This is a genomic window from Ruegeria sp. AB5, assembly GCF_056542645.1.
On sequence record NZ_JBQGAE010000002.1, the window covers coordinates 88,720 to 109,421 of the forward strand.

Sequence of the window (20,702 nt, forward strand, 5' to 3'; positions counted from 1 at the left end):
CTGCTGGGGGCGTGGGCCCCGGCCTTAACAACAAAAAACGGAGGAACGAGATGACAACAAAGATTGTCATAGGACTCGACGGGACAGAAACCGGTGAGCGCGCGATCGCCTTTGCCAAAGACTTGGCAAAATTGATCGGTACGTGTGAGTTGGTCGTCGCTTACGTGATCGAATGGTCCCCTTACACTTTTCAAACACCGGAAGAAAACGCTCAGCGCCACAAGCGCCGCGAAGAAGAGGTCGAACTGGCAACGTCGCGCATTGTGACACCGGCAGTCGAAGCTCTCAAAGCCGCCGGTTTCGAAGCGAAGGGCGTCGTGCGTCATGGCGACGTGGCCGAAACCCTGAACGCCATTACAGTCGAAAACGGCGGCTCTCAGATCGTTGTCGGTCGGTCTTCGGCGGACGGGCTCAAGAAACGTATCTTCGGCAGTTCAACGCAAAATCTTGTGATGCATGCCGACATTCCGGTCACAGTTGTCAATTGAGGTGGGCAGAAGAATGAAAAAGCTACAACACCTATATCTTTCGGCGGCTGCCGCAATGATGGCCACCGCCGCGTCGGCGCAAGAGGCCCCGGGTCTGGATGACAAGATCAATCAGGCATTTGCAGATTTGACCGGGCCATTCGTCAGTTTTATCTTCGCGCCCTTTCCGGGTACGGGGTTTCCATGGATCGTCGGCTGGCTGGTCATCGCGGCAACAGTATTCTCGCTGTATTTTGCCTTTGTTCAGTTTCGGTTCTTCGGCCACTCGATCAGCCTGGTGAAAGGCGACTATTCCGATCCCGATGACGCAGGTGAGGTCAGCCACTTTCAGGCCCTTGCAACGGCCCTGTCCGGTACGGTGGGCCTTGGGAACATCGCCGGTGTGGCGGTCGCCGTCGGGATTGGTGGCCCAGGCGCAACCTTCTGGATGATCGTTGCCGGCCTTCTGGGAATGGCGTCCAAATTCACCGAATGTACCCTGGGTGTGAAGTACCGCAACGAATACGAGGATGGCACGGTTTCCGGTGGTCCGATGTATTACATGTCCAAGGGCTTTGCCGAGCTTGGCCTGCCGGGTGGTAAAATCCTGGCCGTCCTGTTCTCGATCTTCTGTATTCTCGGCGCGCTGGGCGGGGGCAACATGTTCCAGGCCAATCAGGCGCATCAGCAGATCGCGGGCATCACCGGGGACTATCCCGGCTGGATCACTGGTCTGGTCTTTGCGGCCATCGTGTTTGCCGTGATCGTGGGTGGTTTGAAATCCATCGCACGCGTGACCGAAAAAGTCGTGCCGTTCATGGGTGTCATGTACGTGCTGGCCGCTTTGGTCATCATCATCATGCACGCAGATCAGATCGGCTGGGCCTTTGGCCAGATCTTCGCGGGCGCCTTTACGGGCCTTGGTGTTGCTGGCGGCATGGTTGGCGCACTGATCCAGGGCTTCCGCCGTGCGGCGTTCTCGAACGAAGCGGGCGTTGGTTCTGCGGCCATTGCGCACTCGGCAGTGCGGACCAAAGAACCGATCACAGAAGGCTTTGTATCCTTGCTGGAACCGTTCATCGATACGGTTGTGATCTGTACGATGACCGCTCTGGTGATCATCATCACCCAGCAACTGATCGTTGATCCCGAGACCGGCAACTACATGCTGAACGAAGCGGGCAATGCGATTGCTACGGTCGACGGCAACTCGGGTGTCAGCCTGACATCTGCAGCCTTCGGCAGTGCATTCAGCTGGTTCCCCTATGTGCTGGCGATTGCCGTGGTCCTGTTTGCCTTCTCGACCATGATCAGCTGGTCCTACTATGGCCTCAAGGCCTGGACCTATCTGTTCGGTGAAGGCCAAACCAAGGAACTGGTGTTCAAGGTCATCTTCTGCATCTTCGTTGTCATCGGTGCGGCGGCCAACCTTGGCCCGGTCATCGACTTCTCGGATGCGGCGATCTTTGCGATGGCGGTTGTGAACGTCTTCGCGCTCTACTTCCTGATGAAAGTGGTGCGTCAGGAACTGGCATCCTACTCGGAACGCCTGAAAAGCGGTGATATCCGCAAGTTCGGCCACTGAACACTTACACCGGGGCGGCACGCGTTGCCCCGGTGCCTGCCCGGCCTGCGAAATCCGCAGATTCTGGTCCAAACCCCCTTGCCAGTATGACAGAACTTGCGTAAACGGCGCTTCTGATCGCGTGACCGGCCGAGATGGCATGCCGAGTCGCGTCTGAAACCGAACCCGGAAAAGGAGACGGAAATGCCTAAGATGAAGACAAAGTCGAGCGCCAAAAAGCGCTTCAAGGTGACTGCGACCGGTAAGGTCCTTGCTGGTCAGGCCGGCAAACGGCACGGCATGATCAAGCGGACCAAAAAATTCATCCGCGACGCCCGTGGCAACACCACCCTGTCCGCCCCCGACGCAAAGATCGTCAAGGGCTACATGCCCTACGACCGCTAAGAGGAGATTAAGAGATGTCCCGCGTTAAAGGTGGAACCGTAACTCACGCCCGTCACAAGAAGGTTATCAAGGCTGCCAAAGGTTACTATGGCCGCCGCAAGAGCACCTTCAAGGTTGCCCGTCAGGCCGTCGACAAGGCAAACCAGTATGCAACCCGCGACCGCAAGAACCGCAAGCGCAACTTCCGCGCGCTGTGGATCCAGCGTATCAACGCTGCTGTCCGTTCGCATGACGAGGCTCTGACATATTCCCGCTTCATCAACGGCCTGAACCTGGCCGGTATCGAAGTGGACCGCAAAGTTCTGGCAGACCTGGCCGTGCACGAACCGGAAGCGTTCGGCGCGATCGTTGCCAAAGCTCAGGCTGCTCTGACCGCCTGATCCTCTGAAAAGAGACAGTGAAACAAGGGCCGTCCCGCTTGGGGCGGCCTTTGCATTTTTGGGGCATACATCTTGCGGGTTGCTGCACTGCGGATACTTATCCACGCCTGTGTGTTTGGTTAAGATATGATAATTTTGCTTGAACTGTCGGGCAGGTCGCACACAACTTGGGGGAGCAATTGAGGAAATGGCACCGCAGGAATTCTAGGCGGTTCTGCTCTACTCATGCCTAAATCGATGATTGACATCAAAGGAGATTGAGATGAACACGACCGCAGGACTACTGGGCGCAGCCACAGCAGCTGCCATTCTGTCGACAACTGCAATCGCTCAATCTGCAGATGACAAAAAAGAAAAGCCGCAGGCATTGTTTGTACAACATGCGGACTCGGCCACCCTGTCTGACGGGACACTCACGCTTGTTGGTGTGAACAACCACATGATTGTGTTCGCCGACCGGCCCTTTCGCGCCGCAAGTGTTGTTCCGACGGACAAACTGATCGAAGTTTGGAACAAGGGCTCAGATAGCTTTGCTGAAGATCCTCCCAATGCGGCGCTTATTGGTGACGTGAACGGCGAAGCCACATCCTTGATCGTTGAACTCACAAATCCCAATTTGGCGGATGGCAATCTGACGTTCCAATATACCCTTTTGGAGGGACAGGATTTGGTTACGCTCGACAAGAGCTATGTTGTGATAGACGAGTCGTTCATGGGTGATTTGATGTGGACCGCCAGCCTAGTGGACGGAGATACCGCAGATACCGCCCTGTTGCCCAACACGGTAGACGCCTCAGATGTCAGCGAGTAAGACCACACGCTGCACGAATTGCGAGGTCCGATCGGGATGCCACGCGCGCATGTTCTGTCAACGATACGCCGCGAACCAAAGCCCGAAGCAGAGAAAGCGCATCGGACGTTAGCCTGCCGCAGCACGGAAAGCGGCGCGCCTTTGAACGGTGCTATTTGCCTTTGTCCTTCTTCACCAACTGCGCCGCAAATGCCACACCGGTCCCGGGTCCGGCATAGGTGACCATGATCACGTTGTCCACGTAGACCCCGTTGAAAATCCCGGATGACACGTCATCCCCCGAGATCCCGGCTTCGGCCAGAACAAATCGGGTGGGGTCGTCCAGTGAAAACGTGCCCATCGCCTCTTCGACGACCCACTCTTTGTCGCCAATTCGCCGCCAACGGTTGGTTGCGGTGATCAGGTTGCCGTCCAGCTTGGTGATCTCCAACTCCATCTCGGTCTGCAGCAGGCCCTTTTCGTGGTTCGGATTCGATTTGGCGAAGGCCACCAGATAGGTGCCAGTCCAGGTGCCGACAATCTGTGGGAAACCACTGCCGTCCTCGGCGCTGACAGGGGTGGAAAGAGCAAGAACAATGGCTGCCGCGAGGCTGCGTGCAAAATTGAATGGCATGAACAAATCTCCTGCGTGGGGTGATTGCAGGCTATCCGAGTTCACAATTTTGGCAAACGGACATTCAAAAAAACCGGCGCGAACAGCGCCGGTTTCAGTCCCATCACCCTAAAAGGCGGTCAACGGTATCAGCCGAACACACGCCCCAGCGCGCCATCAACGGCATCCGTGATCTGGTCGATGTCATCCGCCGTAGCGATCAGTGCAGGCGAGAAGCACAGGGTGTTGTTGCGGCTTGGGATCGAGCGGTTGGTGACGCCGATGATCACACCCTGCGCCATACAGTCTGCCACCACGGCCTGCGCAAGTTTCTCATCCACCGGCTCTTTGGTGCCGCGATCGGCGACCAGTTCGGCTCCCAGGAACAGGCCCTTGCCGCGCACGTCGCCGATGACCTTGTGCTTTTCCATCAGCGCCTGAAGGTTGCCCGTCATCCGGTCGCCCATGGCGGCGCAGTTGCCCAACAGGTTTTCGTCTTCGATGATCCGCATGTTCTCGATTGCCGCAGCCGGACCAGCAGTGCAGCCACCAAAGGTCGAGATATCGCGGAAATAGTTCATCGGGTCCGCTGCGTCGTCTTTGAACATGTCAAAGACCTCCTCGGTGGTGACCATGCAGGCAATCGCCGCATAGCCCGAGGCAACACCCTTGGCCATCGTGACGAAGTCCGGCTTGATGCCGTATTGCTGGTATCCGAACCACGTGCCGGTCCGGCCAACACCGCAGACAACTTCGTCAATATGCAGCAGCACATCGTATTTCTTGCAGATCTCCTGAACGCGCTGCCAGTAACCTTCGGGCGCTTCGATCACGCCACCTCCGGCAGTCACGGGTTCAAGGCACAGGGCACCAACTGTGTCGGGTCCTTCGCGCAGGATGACCTCTTCGATCTGGTTGGCCGCCCATTCGCCAAAGTTCTCTTCGGGGGCGCCGTCAAGCTCGTGCTTGCGGTATTCCATGCAATGCGGCACGCGCACAAAATCAGGCGCAAAGGGGCCGTATTGCGCGGTGCGCTCGTCCTGGCCGCCTGCCGACATCGTCGCCAGTGTCGAGCCGTGATAGTCGCGGTCGCGATACAGGATTTTGGTTTTCTTGCCACCATAGCGCTTGTGCGCGATCTGGCGGACCATCTTGAAGGCTTTCTCGTTCGCTTCCGAGCCCGAGTTTGTATAGTAGACCCGGCTCATGCCCGGCATTTTGCTGATCAGCTTTTCGGCAAAGATCGATCCGGGAATCGAGCCCGCCGAATTTGCGAAATAGCAGAGCTTCATCAACTGGTCGTAGACGGCCTTGGCGATGGATTCGCGACCGTAGCCTACGTTCACAGTCCAGACGCCGCCAGAAACCGCGTCCAGATGCTCTTTCCCCTTTTGGTCCCAGACGCGCATGCCTTTGCCTTCGACAATGATGCGCGGATCGTTTGTTTCAAAGGGCTTATGCTGGAGCAGGTGATGCCAGATATGGGCGCGGTCAGCTTCGACCACGTGGGAAAGATCGTTTTCGTTGAACGTGCCGTCCATGACATGTCCTTTCAGTCAGATGCGGTGTGCAGGATGTGGGATTGATCCCACCGTAGCATGAAATTGCGATGGTTCAGATCACCGCGAATGGCCTCTGGAATATAGGGCCAGATGTCATGATACCGTAGCGCCAGCCGGGGCCAATGGCGTATTTTTACGGATTTTCAGAACCGTCGCTTTGTGTTCAAGTCGCAAAACACGCGAATGGGGAGGATTGGCGGATGCAAGCGACCAACATTTACGAGCGTCACCTGGACAAGAACCGCGCGAATTACACACCATTGTCCCCGCTCAGCTTTCTCGACAGGACGGCAGCGGTCTACCCGGATTACCCGTCAGTCGTATACGGGGATCGACGCTACACCTGGGCGCAGACTTATGAACGGTGCCGCCGTCTGGCCAGCGCATTGACTGCGCGTGGGGTGGGAAAGGGTGACACGGTCTCGATCATCGCAGCCAATATCCCCGAACTGTATGAGGCGCATTTTGCCGTACCCATGGCCGGGGCAGTCTTGAATGCCATCAACACACGGCTGGACGCGCCGATCATCGCCTTCATCCTCAACCATGCCGAGGCCAAGGTCCTGTTGGTCGATCCCGAGTTTTCAGCCGTGGTCAAAGAGGCGCTGCCGCAAGTCGATCACGATCTTCTTGTGATCGACATCGAAGACGACAGCTTTGATGGCGGCGAACGTCTCGGCAATCTGACCTATGACAATTTGCTTAAGGAAGGGGATCCGGAATTTTCCTGGACCCTGCCCACGGATGAGTGGGATGCGATCACGCTCAACTATACATCCGGAACGACCGGCAACCCAAAGGGCGTGGTCTATCACCACCGAGGCGCGGCCCTGAATGCGCAGTCCGATCTGTTGGATTGGGATATGCCCAAGCACTCGGTCTATCTGTGGACGCTGCCGATGTTCCACTGCAACGGTTGGTGTTTTCCGTGGGCGATGGCCCTGAATGCCGGGGTCTCGGTCTGCTTGCGCGCGGTCAGGGCCGAACCAATCTATGGCGCCTTCCGGGACGAGAAGATCACTCATTTCTGCGGTGCGCCAATCGTTCTGAACATGCTGGCACATGCCCCAGATCACCTGAAAGACTTCGACCATGAGATCAAGGTCATGACCGCAGGTGCCCCACCACCTGCCGCCGTGATCGAAGCGATGGAACGGATGGGTGTCGAAGTCACCCATGTCTACGGCCTGACCGAGACCTATGGTCCGTCCGTCGTTTGCGCATGGAAAGACGAATGGAACCAGAAGGGTGCGGCTGAACGCGCGGCCCTGAAAGTTCGGCAGGGTGTGCGCTATTCGGCGCTTTCGGGCCTGATGGTGGCCGATCCGGAAACACATGAACCGGTGCCGGCAGATGGCGAAACCATGGGCGAGATATTCATGCAAGGTAATGTGGTGATGAAGGGATACCTCAAGAACCCCGAAGCTACGGACAAGGCCTTCAATGGGGGGTGGTTCGCGTCGGGTGATCTTGGGGTCATGCACCCCGATGGTTATGTCGCACTGAAGGACCGGTCCAAGGACATCATCATCTCGGGCGGTGAAAACATCTCATCGGTCGAGGTGGAAGGCATCCTGTACAAACACCCTGCCGTGATGGAGGCCGCAGTGGTCGCCCGCCCGGATGAGAAATGGGGTGAAACACCCTGCGCCTTTGTAGAATTGAAGCCTGAAGCTAGTGCGACCGAGGTGGAACTGATCACGTTCTGCCGAGACAACATGGCCCATTTCAAAGCACCCAAGACGGTGGTGTTCGGCGCTTTGCCCAAGACATCCACGGGCAAGATTCAGAAGTTCATTTTGCGGGATCAGGCACGGGCTCTGAAACCCGATTTTCCGGACAATTGTGACTAGAGTTTTCCGTAACGAATCCCTGGTTGGGAGGAGGATCGGAAGCGATGAAAGCGGCGAGATCTACGGATGCGCAGAAGGCGTTTGTGTTGAAGCAGATTGAAAGAGGCAAGATGGTTGCTGAAGTGTGTCGAGAGGCTGGGATCAGTTCAGCAACATACTTCAATTGCAAGAAGAATTCTGGGATGTTGCCCTCCGACATGCGGCAGTTGCGGAACAAATCGCCAAAACAGCGGATGAAGACCAAACTGAGTGAGGATCGCTCAGATGCCTTGAGGCCCAACGATGTGTGGGCCATGGACTTCGTTCATGATCAGCTTGCGTCCGGCTGTAACTTGCGCGTCCTGCCAATGGTCGACACATTCTCGCGCGTCTCGCCCATCATTGTCCCCAAGGTCAATTGCAAGGGGGAAGATGTCGTTGCTGCGCTGGATCCGGTGTGTCGGTAAATCGGCTATCCGGCGACAATACGGGTGGACAATGGCAGCGAGTTTATCTCTCGGGATATGGATATGTGGGCCTACCAAAACGATGTCACGCTCGACTTCTCGCGCCCTGGCAAACCGACCGACAACACTTTCATCGAAGCATTCAACTCCAAATTCAGAGAAGAATGCCTGAACACGCATTGGTTTCTGTCGCTGGCAGATGCTTGCGAAAAGATGGAGCATTGGCGTGGATACTTCAACGAAGAAAGGCCGCACAGCGCCTTCGGAAACATCCCACCGACAATGTTGGCAAACTCAAATGTCGATACCAAGCCGTCATGTTGAGACGAGACCGAAAGCTCTATGCCCAGGTGCCTGAAGGTTGGGCGTCAGAACAGGAATCACGGTGCTCAAGTTTGCAAGTATTCCCAAGCTTGAGATATGACAACTGACCCTTCACCCACCGCAGAGGCCACGCGCTTCACCGACCCTGCGCGCACATCACCTACGGCAAAAATCCCGGGACAAGACGTTGCGAAAGATGATCCGGCATTGACCTCGTTGCCCGTGACTACAAAGCCGCGTGCGTCCAGTTGGCAGCTCTGCGACAGCCATTCGGTGTTGGGTGCAGCCCCAACCATTACAAAGGCTGCGCTGCAGTCGAGTGGCCAGTCTGATCCGTCACGCTCGATGATGACCCTGGACATGGCTTCGTTCCCAAGAAGTGACTTTAGTTGGGAATTGTAATGTATGGTGACCGCCGGATCCGCCTCTAATCTTGACAGCAGGTAATCGGACATCGATGCGGCCAAGCTGTCTCCTCGCACCAGCACATGGACATGTTTTGCTGATCGGGACAGGTACATCGCTGCCTGCCCGGCAGAGTTGCCGCCCCCAACGACAACAACGTCTGTACCCCTGCAATAGCGCGCTTCCATTTCGGTCGCGGCATAGTAGATGCCCAAACCCTCAAAGTCCTTCAGTCTGTCCAACGGCAGACGCCTGTACTGGACCCCCGTGGCGACCACAACAGAGCGTGTCCTTAGCTTTTGCCCATCATCAAGCGTTACACAAAACACGCCATCAGGTTGCCGTTGCAATTGTGCGGCCCGTTTTGGGCGAACAAATCTTGTGCCAAACTTCATGGCTTGGACTTCCCCGCGCCATACAAGGTCCGCACCAGATATTCCCGTGGGAAAGCCCATGTAGTTCTCGATCCGGCTGGATGTACCTGCCTGCCCACCGACTGCAAGATCTTCCACAACAATCGCAGACAGACCTTCGGCGCCGGCGTACACGGCAGCCGCGACCCCTGCCGGACCGCCTCCAACAATCAAAACATCAATGACCTCTCGACAATCATACGACTGTTCGAGCCCAAGGAGTCTTGCGACCTTGGCCGGGGTCGGTTCGTCGACAACCAATCCGTCGCCAAAGACTACTGCCGGTTGATGTCCTGTCAGGTCGCAGGTTCTCGCAACGTCACTGGCGTCCTTGGAACCCAGATCCATCGTCTGGAACGGGATCTTGTTTCGAATAGCGAATTCTTCGATTTGCCGGATATTGCGGTTAAGATCTGCACCGATCAACTTCAGAGAGCTGTCGTTGTCTTCGATCTGACGTCTGCGACGTGCGGAAAAAACGGTGATGACGATATCTGACATCTCCGGAATGCGCGACATTGCGTCCAGCATTTTCTCACGCGGAACAGAGATGGCACGCGTGTTTTCCCGTGCACGCATTGGAAGCGAGTATACTCCGCCGCTGAGAAACGCGATCTCTCCCAGAAACTGCGTTGGCCCAAGAGACGCCGGCAAATAAGTCTCGCGCGTGTGTGGATCAATCACCTCAACGCGACCCTCGACAATATAGATAAACTGGTCCATTGGGTCACCGATCTCGGCTACTATCTGACCCGCTTTGAAACCAACCTCGGTGCCTAGTTCCTTCAAAGTTTCGACATGGCTTTGGTGTAATGGCGTTCGCGTCATTTCGCGAAGATCGGCAGCGAGGCTTTCCATGTGCGGTTCTCCTGATGAACGGGGTTGTGACAGGACCTAGCGGCTATTTCGAGATTTTCACCTATTCCTTCGGCACGACTCCTTCCGCCGTGACCTAGCAGTATTGTGCATGCCGATTGGCGCGCCGTGAGCTTTGCAAAAAAACCTGTAGCGGCACCGTAGACTTATGCCGTCACGTGTCGTGCTGGAAAAACCGCTCGCATAGCAACATAGAACACGGGCGTGAAAAACAGTCCAAGCAGAGTTACACCCGACATGCCAAAAAACACGGTCGTCCCAAGAGCCTGTCGCATCTCTGAACCGGGACCGACTGCGATCATCAAGGGCAGAACGCCGAGTATGAAGGCGAATGCAGTCATTAGTATTGGCCGCAAGCGCAATTGGCTGGCTTCGACGGCGGCATCAATAGCTGACAATCCACGTTCTTCCTGCGCTTGTTTGGCGAACTCCACGATGAGAATAGCATTCTTTGCGGCAAGCCCCACAAGAACAATCAATCCAACTTGGGTCAGGATATTGTTGTCCATTCCTCGAAACATCACCCCCAGCATCGCGCCTAGTACAGCGAGAGGAACGATCAAAATAATGACCATAGGAAGCGTCCAACTTTCGTAGAGCGCTGCGAGAAACAGAAAAGCAAAAAGCACCGAGAAGCCAAAAATATAGGCTGCAGTGTCGCCCTGATTGCGTTCCTGCAAGGCGAGTTCGGTCCACTCGTAGTCCAAACCGGGCGGCATGACTGCTTCTGCGAGGGCTTCCATTTCCAGCAATGCCTGTCCCGTCGAGACGCCGGGTGCAGGTGACCCCTGAACCGGTACGGACACCTGTTGATTGTAGCGCTGAACCAAGGCAGGGCCTGCGGTTTCGCGGACGGTAACCAGGGTGCCCAACGGAACCAAAGCTCCGGTTGCAGAACGAACGCGCAGACTTCGGATGTCACTCTGGTTCAGACGGAACGGCTCATCTGCCTGCGCGCGCACCTGAAAAAGACGCCCAAACGCATTGAAGTCGTTCACATAGGCCGATCCGAGGTTGATTGAGAGTGCCTCGAATATCTCGCCAATCGGAACGTTGAGCATTTGCGCCCGAACGCGATTGATCTCAAGGTACAGCTGCGGTGATCCGGACGAAAAGGTTGTGAACACGCCCTGAACCTTGTCCGACTGGCTTGCACTGCCCATGACGGCATAGGCAGATTGCAAGACGCGGGACATGTCCGCGCTTTCAAGTTCCTGAAGCTGAAGCTTGAATCCACCACCAGTACCAACCCCTCGGACCGCCGGAGGCGCAATTGCGATGATAAAGGCTTCGCGCAGGGCCTGCATCCTACCAAAAAGCTGGCCTACAATGGCACCCGCCGTAAGCCCGCTTTCCTGACGGCTTTCAAAGCTTTCAAAGGTGGTGAAAATCACACCTTGATTGCTTGCATTGGTAAAGGTCGCCCCGGAAAAGCCTGCAAACGCCACGGCGTTTGTGACCCCGGGTGTTTCCAATGCTATCTCGGTCGCTTGCTTTATGATATCGTCTGTCCGATCCAGTGCTGCACCGTCCGGCAGTTGCACGACGACGATGGCGTATCCCTGGTCCATTTCAGGGATGAACCCGGTCGGTACTTTGGTTGTGATCCAGTATGTTCCGCCAATCAATCCGGCAAAGACCAAAAAGACAATGCTGCGCATCCCGGTTGAACCGGACAATACGCGCACGGTCCGACCATAGGCCGATGCCATCGCATCAAACCCCCTGTTGAACCCATTGCTGAGCGGGTCGGTGACAAGTGCCAGAGGGTTTCGTGTTGGTACACTTGAGTTAGGCTTCAGGATCACGGCAGCCAGGGCAGGCGACAGGCTGAGTGAATTGATGGTTGAAATAATTGTTGCGACAGAAATCGTGACCGCAAATTGCCGGTAGAATTGGCCAGTTATGCCAGGAACCAAAGCGGCCGGTACAAAGACGGCAATCAAGACCAGTGTTGTCCCGATGATCGCGTTTTGAACCTCGTCCATGGTGCGGGCAGATGCATCCCTGGGAGACATGCCATTCTTGATGTTTCGTTCGACGTTTTCGACCACAACTATCGCGTCATCCACGACGATTCCGATCGCCAGAATGAGTCCGAAAAGCGTGAGCAAATTCAGCGAGTATCCAAGCACCAGCATCACGGCGAATGTCCCGATTAGTGATACCGGAATGGCAATCAAAGGTATGATGGCCGTCCGCCAACTCTGCAGAAAGACAATGATCACAAAAACAACGAGCAAGACCGCTTCGAACAGCGTTCGGTAGACGGCGTTCACAGAAGCTTCGATGAATTCCGTCGGGTTGTAGACCACCTGATACTCAAGCCCGGACGGAAAATCTTGGGACAGGTCCTCAACCACAGTCAGGATCTCGTCTGCCGACGCCAACGCGTTCGAGCCCGGTCGCTGAAAAATGCCAAGGGCCACAGCCGGTTTGTTGTTCAGGTAAGAGTTGGTCACGTAGGAGCGCGCCCCGATTTCAACCCGCGCCACATCCCTTACTCGTACGACGCGCCCGTCGTCAGTCGACTTGACGATAACGCGACCGAATTGGCGCGGATCTTCCAATCGACCTTGCGTTGTGAGCGTTACTTGAAAGGCGCTGTCGGTCGCATTGGGCGGTGATCCCAAAGAACCACCGGAAACCTGCACGTTTTGTTCGCGCAGCGCGGCGACGACGTCTCCTGACGTTAACCCGAGAGAGCCAAGCCGGTCCGGATCCAGCCACACGCGTGCTGAAAACTCCCGCTCGCCAAAAATAATCAGATCACCAACACCATCAAGACGCACAAGGCGGTCCCTGACGCGCGAACGGGCGTAGTTGGACACATAGAGCTGGTCAAACGTCTCATCGGGCGAGAGCATATGGATGACCATCATCAGATCAGGTGAAGACTTGTTCGTCGTAACGCCGAGCGCCCTGACCTCCTGCGGTAAGCGGGGTTCTGCGATGGCAACACGGTTTTGGACAAGTACCTGAGCGGCGTCGAGATTGGTGCCCAGTTCAAACGTGATCGTCAGCGACATGGAGCCGTCAGCGGTCGAGTATGAAGACATATACAGCATGCCCTCAACACCGTTGATCTCTTGCTCCAACGGGGTCGCGACCGTGGCGGCAATTGTTTCAGCGTCTGCTCCGGGATAGTTCGCCCTGACCACAATCGACGGAGGGGCAATTTCCGGGTATTGCTCAACGGGCAGTTCGAAATACGCGAGCAACCCAACGATTGTTGTTACAACCGCGACCACGATCGCAAAGATGGGGCGAGTGACAAAAAAACGTCCCATATCAGTTTTTTGCGACCAAAGGCAGTTCGATCAAGTCCGCAGCAACGACGCTGCCCGGACGAGCGCGAACAAGACCTTCGATGACCAGCGTCTCCGACCCGTCCAACCCTTCGCGCACGACCCTGTAACCGTCAATCCTGGGACCTGGTCGGATTTCCTTTGGTGTGACATTGCCCTCAGCATCCACTGTCATCACAAGTCGTCGGTTCTGATCCGAAGCAATCGCCTCGTCCGGGATCAGGATGCCTTCATAGGGAAGCGACCCCGGAACATTGACGCGTCCGAACAGGCCGGGTGTCAAAAGCTCATCCGGGTTGCGCAGAACCGCGCGTACGCGCATCGTGCCGGTTTCGTCGTCAATGCGGTTTTCCGAGAAGTCCAGTATCCCGTTCTGGGGTGGTATGCTTTGGTCAGCCACCGTGACCTGAACTTTAAGGTTGTCCGCGCCTTCTTGCAAAACGGATCCCCGCGCACGCGCGTCCCGCGCGTAGGCCAGAAAATAGCGTTCATCTATATCGAAATAGAAATAAATCGGGTCGGTCGAGACGATCGATGTCAACAGGGTGTCCTGGGCTATGATCAGGTTTCCAGGATCAACCCGGGCCTGGTCAATACGCCCTGACATTGGCGCTCGGATTTCCGAGTACTCCAGATCAAGCTCGGCCAATTCCAGGGCAGCGCGTGCTTGTTCCAGAGCACCTTGCGCAGCGAGAAAAGCTTCGCGGCGTTGGTCCACCACGCTCTCCGCGATGTTGCCGTTTCTGATCAAAGTCTCGGCGCGTTCGAGCTGATCAGTCGTGAAGGCACTTGTGGCTTCAGCGATGCTGATCTGCGCCCGGGCTTGTCTCAATGCAGTGCGAAACTGACGCTGGTCGATCGTAAAGAGCAAATCGCCTTCTTCGACAAGACTTCCGTCCTTGAAATGCACCTGATCAAGGAAACCGGAAACCCGCGCTCGGATGTCCACGTCAGCCGCAGCGCCAAAACGACCGACAAACTCATCATCTTCCACTATGGACTTTACAACCGGTTTTGCGACGGTCACGGGTGGAGGGCCTTGTTGAGCCGTTAGAACACTTGAAAGGCCGATTAGAAAAACAGCGGCGATGGGAAAAATTCTGGTGTTCATGTTTTTGCCCCCGAGATTGACGGTGAAGTAAGGTCAAATCTGCCATCAAAGACTCTAGAGTAGTCCAACAGGTCGGGTCTAGCCCGTTTGATATCAATGATCAGTTTGCTCAATCTTTGGGCTAAATACAGCAGTAAGTTTCCAATCTACTTGCAGAATGTGGAGTATAGGTTTGGCCCAAAGCGGATGTCGAACATCAGCTTTGGGTCAATCATTTGTCGAGATTCATGCGTGTGAGTTACCTCGTCCGCAAGGCTTGTTGTCGAAATGTTAACTGACCTCTTGTTTTTTGCATCCTAATGTCTGATATTTCTGTCATGACAGAAAGAATTGACATATCGAAATCGAACGCGGCGAGTCAGTTTATCCTTTACTGGGGCGACATGGGCAATCAATGGGGTGTCAATCGCTCTGTGGCGCAGATACACGCGCTGCTTTTTCTCAGCTCCCAACCCCTTAATGCTGAGCAGATTGCCGAGTCTCTGGGTATTGCGCGGTCCAATGTGTCCAACTCGCTCAAGGAATTGGTAAGCTGGCGGCTTATCCGCCGCATTCCTGTTCCGGGGGATCGGCGCGAGCATTATGAGGCCGAGGTGGATGTATGGGAAATGGGAATCCGCATTGCTCAGGGGCGCAAAGAGCGGGAGATTGATCCTGCAACACAAGCTTTGCGCGCGTGCGTGGCCCAGGCTGAAACCGAAAGCGGGCTAGACCCGACCGCTCTGCGGAGGATGCAGGACATGCAAAAGTTCTTGGCGACTGCCGATACTTGGTTCAGAGACATGCTTACAGTGCCCCGCCCTAAGTTGATGTTGTTGATGAAAATGGGAACCAAAGTTGTTTCCCTGCTCAACTTCGCCGGAGGTAATAAGAGCAGCTAAAATTTTTTTACCTTCTAATTCTCTTATAACGGAAATAACAGAATGATCGAAAATAAGGAAAAACCCACCCCGCCCGGCATAAAAGTGCCTAAAAAGCAATTCGACGCGGCAATCGACCGGGATGATCGATTCAAGCGGCTCCTTGGGTCCACGGCATGGGCCAGACTTCCCAAGTCAATTCAGCGTCGGTTCAGCAAACGGCTTATGGGTGATGCCAGCCTTGCCTATCAGGGCCGTGTGACGCAGATGAGGATGAACCCAGTTGGACGTGCACTGGCCTTTGTCCTGCGTGTCATAGGGGCTCCGCTACCGTTTGATCGAAGTTCTGTCGGTCGGTCCGCGGTCGTCACCGTCACCGAAGATGCGGCAACGGGTGGGCAGTATTGGATCCGGCAATATGGCCGGGCCGCCGGGTTTCCGCAGTTGGTTGGCAGCTCCAAACGCTTTGCCGGACCCACCGGATTGGAAGAGTATATTGGCTTTGGGATCGGCATCTCGCTGAGGCTCAAAAGCACAAGGACCGGCCTCTATTTTGTAGGCGACCAGTATTTTTTGAAACTGGGGCAACAGCGGCTGCCTTTGCCACGGTGGGCCGGCCCCGGCCGTCTGATGGTTGGCCACGAAGAACTCGGCAGAAGGCATTTTCGGTTCACCTTGGAACTGGTGCATCCGCTTTTTGGCGCGTTGATCTGGCAGGACGCCATCTTTCACGATGCTGAAATTGTGGGGAGCATCCCATCATGAAGGTCTTAATTATAGGTGGATACGGTGTTTTTGGATCCCTGACAGCCCGATTGCTGGTGCGTGACGGGCACCAGCTTTGGCTAGCTGGGCGACATCCCGAAAAGGGTCGCGCTCTGGCTCAGGAGCTCAATGCACAGACTCTGAAACTGAATATCGGTAAAGCGCCGGAAATCCTGTTTGAAGCAGAGCCGGACGTGGTCATCGATGCGGCAGGACCGTTCCAATACTATGGCGACGATCCCTACAAAATCCCAAGGCTCTGCATCGCCAACCGCTGCCACTATCTCGACCTGTCGGACAGTGCCACATTTACGAAAGGCATCGCAGTCTTGAACACCGATGCGATGGCTGCAGGCGTTTTTGCGCTGTCAGGTGCGTCCAGTGTGCCCGGCCTGTCTTCAAGTATCGTCGCAGACCTGATTGAAGATCTGGATGAGGTCGACCTGATCGACATTGCAATCTTGCCGGGCAATCGGGCACTGCGCGGAATGTCTGTTATCAAAAGTATCGTAGGTGCTGTGGGTCGCCCCTATCAAATCTGGCGCGAAGGCGCTTGGCAGACGACCATTGGATGGACGGATCGCAAACTGTATCAACTGGAACCGGGCCTTTGGCGGGCCGGATACTGCGTTGATGTACCCGACATCGCGCTGTTACCCGCACTCGCCGGGGCCAAAAGTGTCGCCTTTCGTGCGGGTCTTGAACTTCCGTTGATGAATTTGGCGCTATATCTGCTGGCGCGGCTAAGGCAGTACGGGTGCTTTGAACTGCCGGACATGGCCTATTCTGCTCTCTACCTGCTCTCCAAGCTGCTCTATCCCTTTGGGAGCGACCGTGGAGGCATGGAGGTGAGTGTTTCCGGCAAGCTTCGCGGGGATGACGTGAAGCGTAAATGGAGGTTGATCGCTGAACATGGGCACGGTCCGTTTGTTCCAGGAGTTATGTGCCGCGCGATTCTGCGGGAGCATACCAACATCAATACCGGTGCACGCCCTTGCTTAGCTGAGTTGCCTAGGCCGTTGGTTGAAAGTGCGATGGAAGATCTGGAAATTCGCACCGGGATCGTCGACCTGCCTGATCATCGCACGCCAGATCCGCGATACGCCAAAAAAAACGGGCAGAAACTTCGTGCACACAGACAATGAAGGCCCAATCCCATCGGCACCATGTGAACGGCTAAACGCTAACATTGCCGGACAAGCGGCCCGTTCCTAACATTTACTCTTTGTATCAGTTGCGTATCTGCAGTCGACTTCCGGCCATTCGCAGTGTTGCAGGTCCAAGGGACCAGAGAACTTACCTAGTGTGAGACTTTTCCACCATCCGCGGCGGCTATACCGACGGCCGGTTCTGGGATGAACTCGACGCCAGCCCGTTTTGCCATGCATCAACGCCAAACACCAAGGCGCCGGACCTTTCTGAGTATGCTCAAATCGGTCCTATCTGTTGTCGTCGAGGTGCTTCCTCATCTGCTCCAAATCGCCACGTATCCGACGCATGATTGTGCGTTGATCAACACCGATGACATGCCTGAACTCCTCAGCCACCAAAGCAATTGCCTGTTCGCGAAAGGCGCGTCCGGTTTCGGTCAGGTAAACTCGTTTGCCGCGACCGTCTTCTGGGTCTGGCTGGACGTCGATATACCCTCGATCTTGTAGCACTTTGAGCGAATGGGTCATCGTGTTTTTCGTAACCTGCATGGCCGATGCGATCCGCATAGGTGTTTTCCCGTCTCCCATGCGCGCCAAGTGGTTCAGGATTGCGAAATGCGATGGGTGCACACCGTCAGGCAGGCTTTTGGCGAACATGGCTGTCGACAACTGGCTAATAATCCCAATTTCCGTAAAGAAACCGAAGACTTCATCCGCATTGCTGTTGTCTTCGCTCACGCCGTTCCGATCTTAGCCTCTATCGGCCAGCGAGGACTGACCGCAACATCCGGACCGTACCCGATCCGAGCCAACATTTGAACTGTTCCGCCTTCCGGGGCAAGGCGCCGGTGTGTTTCGTCATAGATTTCTGCCATTTCCGGATATTCCTGAAGCGCCTGGCTCAGCGGTTGGAAGCCGAGACCCTCAGCGGTACATGCAAGGTTGACCCTCAGCCAGTCGGCACCCGCCGCAATTTGGTCACGCCTGGAGTTGGCTTGCGTTACCATCCACAGGTGCCCCATGGCCGTTTCAGTATTTGCAAGAACGGCCTTCCTTCCTTCCTGAAACCCGGTCGAAGACGTGTCCAACAACGCCTCGCGCGTCATGACACCTGCCATGGCGAGGGTTTCGAATAGCGCGCCACTAAAGTCGATGCCGTCAGGATTGGCATTGATCTCTGCCTTGCCGATCCGCATTAAATCCACGCTTTCTTTGTAGGTGTGGGGTGTTTCAATCTCGATTGTGAGGGCCCGGGTCGAGAGCTCTCGCCAATACGCTATGTCTTCCGGGTCGATGGATCCCCCGATTTGGGTATGACGGGCAACGGTCAGTATTCGTGCGAACGCCTCGGGCGGGATGGTACGTGACGTATCAAAAGGCTCTTTATTTGAGCGTCGGCTCAGCATGTGATCAAACAGCGGGTCGCGCACAACCGTCCCTTCCGTGAACGTGGCACTGGCAATGGGGCGGCTGTCCAGCCCCTCCGCATTCTCTCCTTCGGGGAACAAATTGACGACAACATCGTAACCATCGGCGTTCGCAGCCAGCCGCATGAGCTCAAGAAAGCAGCCGAGACCGATGGTGAGTTGTCGATCGAATGGGTCTGTGTGTGGCAGTTGCTTGTCGGTGTCGAAAAACAAAGTCAGCCCGCCATCGCCGTCTAGGTTGATGATCCAAGGCTGTCGATTGTGCGGGTTTGGTGCCAGGATTGCGTGCGAAAGCGCGTTTACGCGCGGGTCTTCATATCTGCCAACCAGACCCCAAGGTGCTAGAGCATCGCGCGGTGTTCGGGTCGCCGCGAAAAGTCCGGCACCCCCAGCGGCAAGAATAACGCCCCCGCCAGTCATTTTGAGAAAGCCTCTACGGTTCATGACAAGTCTCCTAAAGTTCTACATCGAACTATATAGTACGACGTAGAACTAGTAAAGAGGATTGGGCTGTTCTTAAGAATCGTCGTTCGGAGCGAAATGCGTATCGCGATGATTGGCTCAGAGAAGCGTTGTGCAACAAGGGGATAGGTTCATGCATCCCAGGTCGAAAGTAACGCAAGAAAAGCATGAAATACGTCAAGCGGTGCGACAAACGCCCTAACCGGATCGAGATCTTGATTGGCAGGTTGACGAACTGGCGGCGTGTAGCTACGCGCTATGACCGATGCCCGAAGGTCTACTTGTCGGTAGTCCGACTCGCAGCTTTTGTAGGCACTTGCCTATGAATCTTGTGCCAAGTTTCTTTCGAAAACTGCCCTTCTTTGAATGGATCAAATCTTTAAAACCGCGGCACCCTGCAAACGTCCTGATCGCAGATCGGAAAGGGCCTCGTTGGCGTCACTCAATGCGTATGCGTGGGTCTGAGACTTGATTCCAGCGGATTCGACTTTTTGAAAAAACTCTTCCCCATCCTGCCGGGTGAGGTTTGCGACCGAAAGGATATGTCTCTCTCCCCAAAGGTCACTGTAGGGAAATGCAGGGATATCGCTCATGTGAATGCCCCCGCAAACTACAAGGCCTCCCTTTCGCACGGCGCGTAGTGCGGTAGGTACAAGCGACCCTACAGGGGCAAAGATGATCGCGGCATCCAATTCCGCCGGTGGGGCTTCATCAGAGCCGCCGGCCCAAACCGCCCCCATATCACGAGCAAAAGCCTGAGCCTGAACATCGCCAGGTCGGGTCAGCGCATAAACATGTCGCCCCTGCCAAACCACCAATTGTGCGAGAATATGCGCGGCAGCTCCAAATCCATAAAACCCGATCTTTCTTGCATCCTCTACCATTCGAAGACACCGAAATCCGATAAGTCCGGCGCACAACAACGGCGCCAGCGCGACAGGGTCAGCTGTTTCCGGCAGTGCAAAGACATATCGCGCGTCGGCCAAGCAAGCTTCTGCGAAACCGCCATTCCGTGTGTAGCCTGTAAACACAGGCTCATCGCACAAGTTTTCCTGCGCGCTGCAACAGTACTGGCATCGCCCGCACGTGGAGCCAAGCCACGGGACCCCGACCCTCTGCCCGGTCCTGAACTCTGTGACAGCATCTCCTTTTTTCAGAACCCGTCCGACGATTTCATGGCCTGGAACCAACGGCAGTTTAGGATGTTTGAGATCACCATCAACGACGTGCAAATCGGTACGGCAGACACCACAGGCCTCGATCTGCACCAGAATGTCATGCGCGGATGGTTCTGGAAGTTCGATCTCCTCCAGTCTAAGCGCGGGACCACGTCCCCTGAATACCATTGCAAGTGTCATGATCTTGCTCCCTGTGAACGACCGATCGGTCCTACCCGAGTATCTTTATCCGTCGTATTGGTTCTGACGCGGTCCACTGCCGCTTGGAACACATGCACTGGCGCGGAAACGTGACTCAGACCATGGCCACTGTAACATGCAGCTATAGGCTTCGGGCTTGAT

Annotated in this window: 17 protein-coding genes and 2 pseudogenes; 11 read left to right on the forward strand and 8 right to left on the reverse strand. The window is 55.6% G+C overall.

What is annotated here, in order from left to right:
- Window positions 1-50: 50 nt before the first annotated feature.
- From ACR0L4_RS05715 to ACR0L4_RS05735, 5 genes are all read left to right on the forward strand, one after another.
- Window positions 51-488, forward strand: a complete 438-nt coding sequence (locus ACR0L4_RS05715) for a universal stress protein (protein ID WP_170750177.1) — start codon at window positions 51-53, stop codon at window positions 486-488.
- Between the two features lie 13 nt (window positions 489-501).
- Window positions 502-2,052 (forward strand): alanine/glycine:cation symporter family protein, encoded by a 1,551-nt coding sequence (locus ACR0L4_RS05720; RefSeq protein ID WP_170750176.1) that lies wholly within the window; start codon window positions 502-504, stop codon window positions 2,050-2,052.
- A 183-nt stretch (window positions 2,053-2,235) separates the two neighbouring features.
- Window positions 2,236-2,436, forward strand: coding sequence for a 50S ribosomal protein L35 (rpmI, locus tag ACR0L4_RS05725; protein WP_010443552.1), 201 nt, complete (start codon window positions 2,236-2,238; stop codon window positions 2,434-2,436).
- Window positions 2,437-2,450: 14 nt separating this feature from the next.
- Window positions 2,451-2,816 carry a 50S ribosomal protein L20 gene (gene rplT, locus ACR0L4_RS05730; protein ID WP_152457001.1) on the forward strand — a complete coding sequence of 122 codons (366 nt, stop codon included), beginning with the start codon at window positions 2,451-2,453 and terminating at the stop codon, window positions 2,814-2,816.
- A gap of 262 nt (window positions 2,817-3,078) precedes the next feature.
- Window positions 3,079-3,627, forward strand: a complete 549-nt coding sequence (locus ACR0L4_RS05735) for a hypothetical protein (protein ID WP_480511279.1) — start codon at window positions 3,079-3,081, stop codon at window positions 3,625-3,627.
- A 151-nt stretch (window positions 3,628-3,778) separates the two neighbouring features.
- Here the strand turns inward: ACR0L4_RS05735 and ACR0L4_RS05740 are convergent, their stop codons facing one another.
- Together ACR0L4_RS05740 and ACR0L4_RS05745 are read right to left on the reverse strand one after the other, a co-directional pair.
- Entirely contained in the window at window positions 3,779-4,240 is a 462-nt protein-coding gene (locus ACR0L4_RS05740; protein WP_480511281.1) for a hypothetical protein, read from the reverse strand.
- A 128-nt stretch (window positions 4,241-4,368) separates the two neighbouring features.
- A complete protein-coding gene (locus ACR0L4_RS05745; protein ID WP_170750173.1) occupies window positions 4,369-5,760 on the reverse strand; it encodes an aminotransferase class III-fold pyridoxal phosphate-dependent enzyme in 1,392 nt (463 codons plus the stop codon).
- Between the two features lie 221 nt (window positions 5,761-5,981).
- Here ACR0L4_RS05745 and ACR0L4_RS05750 point away from each other — a divergent pair, with 221 nt between their 5' ends.
- Window positions 5,982-7,634 carry an acyl-CoA synthetase gene (locus tag ACR0L4_RS05750; RefSeq protein WP_480511283.1) on the forward strand — a complete coding sequence of 551 codons (1,653 nt, stop codon included), beginning with the start codon at window positions 5,982-5,984 and terminating at the stop codon, window positions 7,632-7,634.
- Window positions 7,635-7,678: 44 nt separating this feature from the next.
- Window positions 7,679-8,404, forward strand: a pseudogene (locus ACR0L4_RS05755) (integrase core domain-containing protein).
- Between the two features lie 65 nt (window positions 8,405-8,469).
- On the opposite strand, the gene ACR0L4_RS05760 reads toward ACR0L4_RS05755, so the two are convergent.
- The 3 genes from ACR0L4_RS05760 to ACR0L4_RS05770 form a co-directional block, all read right to left on the reverse strand.
- Window positions 8,470-10,080, reverse strand: coding sequence for an FAD-dependent oxidoreductase (locus tag ACR0L4_RS05760; RefSeq protein WP_480511285.1), 1,611 nt, complete (start codon window positions 10,078-10,080; stop codon window positions 8,470-8,472).
- A gap of 164 nt (window positions 10,081-10,244) precedes the next feature.
- Window positions 10,245-13,388 (reverse strand): efflux RND transporter permease subunit, encoded by a 3,144-nt coding sequence (locus ACR0L4_RS05765; RefSeq protein WP_480511287.1) that lies wholly within the window; start codon window positions 13,386-13,388, stop codon window positions 10,245-10,247.
- A gap of 1 nt (window position 13,389) precedes the next feature.
- The gene (locus ACR0L4_RS05770; protein WP_480511289.1) at window positions 13,390-14,517 is read right to left on the reverse strand and encodes an efflux RND transporter periplasmic adaptor subunit; all 1,128 of its coding nucleotides are present in this window, start codon (window positions 14,515-14,517) and stop codon (window positions 13,390-13,392) included.
- A 299-nt stretch (window positions 14,518-14,816) separates the two neighbouring features.
- On the opposite strand from ACR0L4_RS05770, the gene ACR0L4_RS05775 reads away from it, so the two are divergent.
- Genes ACR0L4_RS05775 through ACR0L4_RS05785 form a run of 3 tightly spaced genes read left to right on the forward strand, consistent with a single transcriptional unit; the run spans window position 14,817 to window position 17,287 of the window.
- Complete coding sequence (locus tag ACR0L4_RS05775) at window positions 14,817-15,398, forward strand: GbsR/MarR family transcriptional regulator (RefSeq protein ID WP_480511291.1); 582 nt, start codon at window positions 14,817-14,819, stop codon at window positions 15,396-15,398.
- A gap of 42 nt (window positions 15,399-15,440) precedes the next feature.
- Window positions 15,441-16,142, forward strand: a complete 702-nt coding sequence (locus tag ACR0L4_RS05780) for a DUF4166 domain-containing protein (RefSeq protein ID WP_480511293.1) — start codon at window positions 15,441-15,443, stop codon at window positions 16,140-16,142.
- Window positions 16,139-17,287 (forward strand): saccharopine dehydrogenase family protein, encoded by a 1,149-nt coding sequence (locus tag ACR0L4_RS05785; RefSeq protein WP_480511295.1) that lies wholly within the window; start codon window positions 16,139-16,141, stop codon window positions 17,285-17,287. Before ACR0L4_RS05780 ends, ACR0L4_RS05785 begins: the two co-directional genes overlap by 4 nt.
- A 294-nt stretch (window positions 17,288-17,581) precedes the next feature.
- Here ACR0L4_RS05785 and ACR0L4_RS05790 read toward each other — a convergent pair whose 3' ends face one another.
- On the reverse strand, window positions 17,582-18,031 hold the full coding sequence (locus ACR0L4_RS05790) for a MarR family winged helix-turn-helix transcriptional regulator (protein ID WP_480511297.1): 450 nt from the start codon (window positions 18,029-18,031) through the stop codon (window positions 17,582-17,584).
- The gene (locus tag ACR0L4_RS05795) at window positions 18,028-19,164 is read right to left on the reverse strand and encodes an Acg family FMN-binding oxidoreductase (protein ID WP_480511299.1); all 1,137 of its coding nucleotides are present in this window, start codon (window positions 19,162-19,164) and stop codon (window positions 18,028-18,030) included. The genes ACR0L4_RS05790 and ACR0L4_RS05795 overlap by 4 nt, the downstream gene beginning before the upstream one ends.
- A gap of 101 nt (window positions 19,165-19,265) precedes the next feature.
- Between ACR0L4_RS05795 and ACR0L4_RS05800 the strand changes: the two are divergent.
- Window positions 19,266-19,508: pseudogene (locus ACR0L4_RS05800) on the forward strand (IS5/IS1182 family transposase); the annotation flags it as partial.
- A 45-nt stretch (window positions 19,509-19,553) separates the two neighbouring features.
- Here ACR0L4_RS05800 and ACR0L4_RS05805 read toward each other — a convergent pair.
- Window positions 19,554-20,540 carry a zinc-dependent alcohol dehydrogenase family protein gene (locus ACR0L4_RS05805; protein WP_480511301.1) on the reverse strand — a complete coding sequence of 329 codons (987 nt, stop codon included), beginning with the start codon at window positions 20,538-20,540 and terminating at the stop codon, window positions 19,554-19,556.
- Between the last annotated feature and the right edge of the window lie 162 nt (window positions 20,541-20,702).

Coding starts and splice junctions, on each gene's coding strand:
- ACR0L4_RS05765 (WP_480511287.1), bottom strand. CDS start 13,388: ATGGGACGTTTTTTTGTCACTCGCCCCATCTTTGCGATCGTGGTCGCG.
- ACR0L4_RS05740 (WP_480511281.1), bottom strand. CDS start 4,240: ATGCCATTCAATTTTGCACGCAGCCTCGCGGCAGCCATTGTTCTTGCT.
- ACR0L4_RS05735 (WP_480511279.1), top strand. CDS start 3,079: ATGAACACGACCGCAGGACTACTGGGCGCAGCCACAGCAGCTGCCATT.
- ACR0L4_RS05775 (WP_480511291.1), top strand. CDS start 14,817: ATGTCTGATATTTCTGTCATGACAGAAAGAATTGACATATCGAAATCG.
- ACR0L4_RS05805 (WP_480511301.1), bottom strand. CDS start 20,540: ATGACACTTGCAATGGTATTCAGGGGACGTGGTCCCGCGCTTAGACTG.
- ACR0L4_RS05795 (WP_480511299.1), bottom strand. CDS start 19,164: ATGAACCGTAGAGGCTTTCTCAAAATGACTGGCGGGGGCGTTATTCTT.
- ACR0L4_RS05780 (WP_480511293.1), top strand. CDS start 15,441: ATGATCGAAAATAAGGAAAAACCCACCCCGCCCGGCATAAAAGTGCCT.
- rpmI (WP_010443552.1), top strand. CDS start 2,236: ATGCCTAAGATGAAGACAAAGTCGAGCGCCAAAAAGCGCTTCAAGGTG.
- ACR0L4_RS05760 (WP_480511285.1), bottom strand. CDS start 10,080: ATGGAAAGCCTCGCTGCCGATCTTCGCGAAATGACGCGAACGCCATTA.
- ACR0L4_RS05745 (WP_170750173.1), bottom strand. CDS start 5,760: ATGGACGGCACGTTCAACGAAAACGATCTTTCCCACGTGGTCGAAGCT.
- ACR0L4_RS05720 (WP_170750176.1), top strand. CDS start 502: ATGAAAAAGCTACAACACCTATATCTTTCGGCGGCTGCCGCAATGATG.
- ACR0L4_RS05715 (WP_170750177.1), top strand. CDS start 51: ATGACAACAAAGATTGTCATAGGACTCGACGGGACAGAAACCGGTGAG.
- ACR0L4_RS05750 (WP_480511283.1), top strand. CDS start 5,982: ATGCAAGCGACCAACATTTACGAGCGTCACCTGGACAAGAACCGCGCG.
- ACR0L4_RS05770 (WP_480511289.1), bottom strand. CDS start 14,517: ATGAACACCAGAATTTTTCCCATCGCCGCTGTTTTTCTAATCGGCCTT.
- rplT (WP_152457001.1), top strand. CDS start 2,451: ATGTCCCGCGTTAAAGGTGGAACCGTAACTCACGCCCGTCACAAGAAG.
- ACR0L4_RS05785 (WP_480511295.1), top strand. CDS start 16,139: ATGAAGGTCTTAATTATAGGTGGATACGGTGTTTTTGGATCCCTGACA.